Genomic DNA, 6236 nt, shown 5'->3' on the forward strand with positions numbered 1-6236 from the left:
CCGACCTCGTATCCGGCCGCAAGAGGCGTTGTTAGTCGACCGCTTACGCTTGATATGCTGGCTGGGACGAATCCCGAGGTTCCTTCGCTATAGCACAGCAGGGAGATTCGTCCCTGGCTGCGGGCCAAAGGCTCTTCAGGGAAGCGTTCGGGGCGCATACTGCCAAGCCTTCCTCAGTGAGCCCGCTCGGGCGATCCCCGAGCCAAGCGCTGCGCCGTTGGCTATAGGTTTGCAGTCCGACTAGTTTCCGTTTCTTGAAGGAGGCCGAATGTCCAGTGCTGGCCAGAACGCCGGATTGATTGCGAAGACCGCTTCTTCACCTGCTCGGTCGACACGGATTCGGAGGACCTTTTGGTCGTAGTTGACGTCGAAGATGTAGTAGGTCCTCTCCGGCATCTGGAGCCCAATGATGCCGTAGTAGAGAAGGAATTCCAGCCTCTTCGCAACAACGTCATTGGCAGTTCCAGCGTCTTGCAAGAGTGTGATCAGCTCTTGCTTGGACATGGTTGCCGGGGCATCGATGAATCGGTAGACTAGGTCTTGCGCTTGGGGTAGTACGTCAGCGAGTTCCCTGTCCAATTCCATTAGCAAGTCCTGCGAATAGGCGCGCAGTCCCTTCTCGATGTCGGAGTCCTCAATCTTTGCGTGGCCGAAATTGTTGGCGAAGCCGCGGCAATGGTTGAAAATCTTGAGCAGATTGCGAGGCCGCATCAATGACCGGTCAATCATGTATGCCGACGTTTCTTCACCGTTGAAGTGAGACACGCACAGGCTTCGCCATGCCTGGTCGAAACCGGTCTTGTCGGGCGACAACTCCAAAGCGTTTACGAGCCGTAGACGAAGCACCTCTCGCAGGAGGTCTGGTTCGGTCCAGTCGAGAATTGCCCGCATTTCTTTCCCGTAGTCAGCGCTACGTTGCATGAGGTGCTCGTACACGTCGTTCCGCACGAACACGATGCAACGGAAGCGATGCCCGGACTTCTGCATGTTCGATTCGATCTTGCGGCCTGCATCTATCAGACAGCGTAGAACTGCGGTGTCAATTTCGTCGACACCGCCGGTGCTCCATCCCTTGTCCAAGTTGTCAAACAAAATCCAGACCGACTGCTTCTTCTCGAGGTAGTCTGAAATCTTCGTCCGCAAGCTTCGTATATCGTGGTAGTAGAGAAGGCTGGTGACCTGGTCGTTCGTCAGCCGCTGACTAGGCTCTTCGGAGTGTAGTTGTTTGAAGTTGGCGGTGATGTTCTGGGACAGCGCCAGCAGGCGCTCCGAGAAGTCACCCTCGTCAGAGAACTCGTTGGTCTTGTAGGTTGCCTCGAGCTCCCGGTAGAGCTCGTAGATTTCGTGGTTGTTCTTATGCGTGGTGCGGTCTTTCTCAAGAAGCTTGTACGCAACCTCGAGGAGAATCAGATACTCCCAAAACGCCGTGACCAGATGCTGGAGAGAGCCTTCACTGAGATACGTCAGCAACTCTTCCTTCAGTTTGAGGAGCTGAAATCCCTCGGGCTTCAGGTCCACTACAATGTTTCGCTTGTCCGCGCGAGTGCGGTCACGAATCTGGAGGAACAGGGCGGTTTTGCCTGCGCCTTTCCGACCGACAACAAGGTTGACATCACCGTTGATTGTCCTAGTGTACTGGTCAGTCCGCAGGTAGTAGTTCGCCAGAGTCGCCATCTCGTTCTCGGCGGTCGGATCTCCGACTCGTAGGTTCTGGAGTATCGTGGCGCCAGTCACGGGCGACGGGTTGACCATCTGCTGGTACTCGGTAATCTCCAGTGCCAGCTCGCTAACCATCTCGGGAATATCGTCCGGGAAACGATATGTTTTCACATCGTCCCGGACATCGAGAGGCGCGTCATAACCTGCCGGCGCAAGCATCAGCAGCGGCTTTTGCAATCCTCGAACCAGTCCCGCGACGAACATTGCTCGAACGTTGTGCACCTTTGCGATACGGCTACTGCCACCTTCCAATGGGGTGGCGACGCCTGCCGACGCGACCACTTGGCGAATCGCGTCATTCGCAGAAAGCCGGGTATCCTCATCCGGGCTAAAGCTGCGATACCGGTACCGCGCCTTCTTGATGCGCGACGTCAGCATGGTCGCCGCATCTCCAGAAATCGGGGACTCGACTACGTAAACGGGGGCCTTGGAGTCGAGGGTGCCCTGGACCGAAAGAGGTGTCGCATCAATGCGGCTGGTTAGGCGTCGTTCAAGGTCCGACGCATCGGCATACTCAAAGTAGCCCAACGTGTCGAAGATGCCTGCATCTTTCGAAAGCGCGCGGTCCCCCTCGGTATCCTTCCTTCTTACGAGAAAGCAGCGTTTGCTGCAACCAATCGCAAAGCCAATCTCGTAGACGACGTTCAGGTTCAGATAGGTGATGTCGGCCACTATGAAGCGCGACTCTTGAATGCGCTCCAGAATCGGTGAGACCAGCTGATTGCCCGGGATGTCGTTGAATTCCCACGGTTCGTAGTGCACATCGATGGGCTTGGCGTTTGCCGACGCAATCGCCTCGCGGATGATCCGAGAAAGGTCGATGTCGAAGGATGGATAGGCTACAAACGCAAGCTCTTTTGTCATTCTTTTCCGCTGCCACTTAATGTTCTAGCGCTAGCGCCCCTGCAGACGTCCACCTAGGCGCACGAATTGCCAGTATGCAGCATTTTTGGCAAATGTCGCCTTAGACTCCGCTTCATGTCAAAGAAGTTAGCTGCGGGATTGCTACCCTCCGGACGATAGCCTCATTTGGCAGCAGCTTATAAGTGATTTTTAGGCAACATATCGATTGTTCTCCGGCACGGCGCCGTCGAACGCTATACCTGTGCATGTACCAATTCCTCGATGCACACGACCTCGCCGCTCTCCTGCGGGTCAGCCCAGCCACACCTTCGCCGCGCTCGGAATCCAACCCCAGAGCTTGCCGGCTCCGGCGCATCTTGGGCCTAACTTCCCGCTGCGTTGGCGCAGGGCAGACGTCGAGGCATGGCTGGCCGAGCGAGCCATCTCTCATATAGGTCCGAAGCCAGTGGCTTACGTGGCAGCCTTTTGCGCGGACCGGCCAACGCGCAGGGCGGAAGAACCGTAGCCCCCCGTGCTTGACGCTGAGCGCGGAAGGGAGGCTGGCGCCAGACCGGCGCGTCCGCGGGCGAGGATGCTCTTGGCGGCGTTGACATTGTGGTCGTGGACTGCACGGCTCGATAAGCTGCCGTTTAGAGTGGTTACTCTGCTACATCCAGTCTTCCTCTACACAGGTGCAGCTATGCGATGCGCCTTCTCGCGGTCACTTTCGTGCAACCGCCCGCCCGTCTTGTGATCCTCGATTCACACGCGCCAGCCGTTCTTGTCGATGACGGCCCCACCCTCCAGGGCGGATTTGCGAATTGACGTTCGGAGATTTTCTAGGTTTTATCCGTAAGGGGCATCAACGGCTCATCCCGAAGAGTTGTGCCTATGAAATAGAAGCTGAATCTTTCGCAAATTCTCTCAAGCTTATTGCTGTCGCGAGTAACGGCGATTCTGAGCTCGCCATGGGATTGCATCGCGGGACGCTTTCCCCGATACCTCACAGTTCGCTGGTTTACTTTCTCAAGGGAGAACCAAAAGCTTCCGTAAAACTTCGTGCTTACAGCGTAAAGAATTGAGTTCCTGGAGGCTTCGTTGTGTCGTACCATTGAAAGAGTAACGCGCTGGCCGTTATCCATTGCATCAAAATCATACGAATACGCGAGCTCTCCAGTGACGTTCTCTTCGACTACAAAAACCCCTGGCGCATAATAGTCTGAAGGAAGCTCGTCCGGGAAGACGAACCCACCGATCGGTTGATAAAAGCTCAAATAATAAACGCGAGGAATCATCTTTTTATCCGATGAACTTCGTTCCCATTCAGAAAGGATTCACCTCTGGTTGACTCCCACTTGTGCTGGTCGCAGTAAACCTCTGGACCTCCAACGATAGGAGCCCAAACCACGTCCTTGCGAAATAGATAGGTGCGCTGTTGCTCTACGGCTCGAATCCTAGTACGAGCTTCTATAGCTGCCAATCTGTCCAAGGACTCGATATCGAACTCCCAAAAATGAGCGTCGCTAATCCGGAACTCAACCACGGCTTCACAATCATGTCGTTGCTTAGCCCATGCTTTCGCGACATGTAAAGCGGTACCAAGGTAAAAGCCTTGTCCAAGTTCCCCTCCGCCGACCGTGGTCTTCACGTTGCCGCAAATGAGATCCGTCGCTACGGAGTCGGTTGTGCCATGAAAAGTCGATAAATAGTCTTGTGCGCTCATTCGTTTTTATGTCAGCAGTCCGTCGATTGGAGATCACCGCTTCATGGAACGGAAATCTATGAACACTGCCAAAAAGTGTTTGGCCATGGCGGAGAATTGTGGTGATTCTCCCACATCAATTGGAATATTGCTGAGAAGGCTTCTGCCCCCGAATAGAGTTGGTAGGCTATCGTGCTCCGTAGGAAGCCAACTGGTATGCCATACCGCAGGTCGCGCCTGCGGCCAAAGGCCTAGCCACTCAACCTCCTCGCCTGCCGAAGAGGCGATGCATGACAGCCTTAGCAGGCTGCTGAAGTACTTACCGCACAAGCGGCAAGGCTTCCCTCTGTATGGCTGATGTGCTTCCTATTTTTCACAATCCGGAAGCCGAGCGTCACTTCACCGACTTTTTCGTTGATTTGGCGACCGTTTCCGGCCTCACTACCGCGATTACTGCAACTATGGACGGATTTGTCCCAGCGAGCGCATGCGCACCAAGTTGTATGCGGCCATGCTCAACACAAACATCTGGTCAACTTTCTTCAGTCCGCGCACCATCACCTGGCGCATGCGCCCAACGGTCTTGACCCAGCCAAAGCCTTGTTCGATCAGCTTGCGCTTTTGCTGCGAGATGCCATAGCCGTCGCTACGGGCAATCGCATCCGGAACCGCCGAGCGTCGCCCGGAGGTGTTTTGCGCCACGTGGGGCGTGACCCTCATCTCAAGGCAAGCCTCAATGAACTCGGCCGCGTCATACCCCTTGTCCGCACCCACCGTGATTTCGACGTCCGCATCGTCGACCACCTGCCGGGCGTCGTTGACCATGACCTTGGCCGCCTCGCGCTCTGCGTGCCCATCCGCACTGGTCACTATGGTGCTGACCACCAGGCCGTGACGGTTGTCGCTCAGGGTATGACCCATGTAGCGCAACTCACTGGCGGTCTTGCCTTTGCGGTAGAGCCGGGCATCGGGGTCGGTCTTGGACTGGTGGGTTTCGTTGCTGCGCTTGCGGCCCTTGAAGTTGCCGCCATCGCCGTTGTCCTGGTCATCATCGTCCTTGCGAACAAAGCTCTTGTGGCCGGCCCAAGCCTGAATGAGGGTGCCGTCCACGCTGAAGTGTTCGCCGGACAGCCAGTCCTTCTTTTGCGCGATGGCCAGTACTTCGTTGAAGAATTCGATCACTGCATCGTGCTTGATCAGGCGTTCCCGGTTCTTGGTGAATACGGTGGGCACCCAGACTGCATCGTCCATTGCCAAGCCAATGAACCAGCGAAACAGCAAGTTGTAGTGCGTCTGCTCCATGAGCTGACGTTCGGAGCGAACGCTGTAGAGCACCTGCAGCAGCATGGCCCGCAACAACTTCTCAGGCGCGATACTGGGTCGACCGCCCTTGATATCGGCCTCGTACATACCGGCGAACAGCCGGTCCATCTTCGCCAACGCTTGATTGGCCATGGTGCGGATCGAGCGCAGCGGGTGAGACTTCGGTACGAAATCGTCCAGTCGCCGCATGGTGAACAGGCTTTCGGTGAAGGTGTCGGCGCCGCGCATTAAAAGTCGTAGGGTGTGGGGTTCTCAGATCAACGCTTCAGCCACTCGAAGCGCTGACTTTGAATCGCCCCGGGTATCGAGGAGGCTGTTTGGTTTAAGTTGATGCCGGCGCGGCAGCGGTGTAGCTGAGTTGCCGGTAGTAGTTTGCCTCAGCTTCAGCCGGCGGGATATAGCCGAGGTGTTCCATCAGGCGGTCGTTGTTGAACCAGGCCACCCATTCCAGGGTTGCAAGCTCTACGGCCTCACGGGATTTCCAGGGGCCGCGCTTGTGGATCAGTTCGGCCTTGTACAGGCCATTGATGGTCTCAGCCAGTGCGTTGTCGTAGGAGTCACCGCGGCTGCCGACCGACGGTTCAATGCCGGCTTCAGAAAGCCTCTCGGTATAGCGAATGCTGACGTATTGCGATCCCCTGTCAGAATG

General features: G+C 56.1%; 4 protein-coding genes. All 4 read right to left on the reverse strand.

Annotated features, from left to right (window positions below; genetic code table 11):
• Positions 1–240 precede the first annotated feature (240 nt).
• Positions 241–2583 (reverse strand): P-loop ATPase, Sll1717 family, encoded by a 2343-nt coding sequence (locus K309_RS0133425; RefSeq protein WP_029050291.1) that lies wholly within the window; start codon positions 2581–2583, stop codon positions 241–243.
• A gap of 818 nt (positions 2584–3401) precedes the next feature.
• On the reverse strand, positions 3402–3857 hold the full coding sequence (locus tag K309_RS0133430) for a hypothetical protein (protein WP_029050292.1): 456 nt from the start codon (positions 3855–3857) through the stop codon (positions 3402–3404).
• Positions 3858–4723: 866 nt separating this feature from the next.
• Entirely contained in the window at positions 4724–5815 is a 1092-nt protein-coding gene (locus K309_RS0133435) for an IS5 family transposase (RefSeq protein WP_029050293.1), read from the reverse strand.
• 94 nt (positions 5816–5909) lie between these two features.
• A partial coding sequence (locus K309_RS0133440; RefSeq protein ID WP_029050294.1) for an integrase core domain-containing protein occupies positions 5910–6236 on the reverse strand: 327 nt, incomplete at its 5' end.

Source organism: Cupriavidus phytohabitans, assembly GCF_000426345.1.
GTDB lineage: Bacteria > Pseudomonadota > Gammaproteobacteria > Burkholderiales > Burkholderiaceae > Cupriavidus.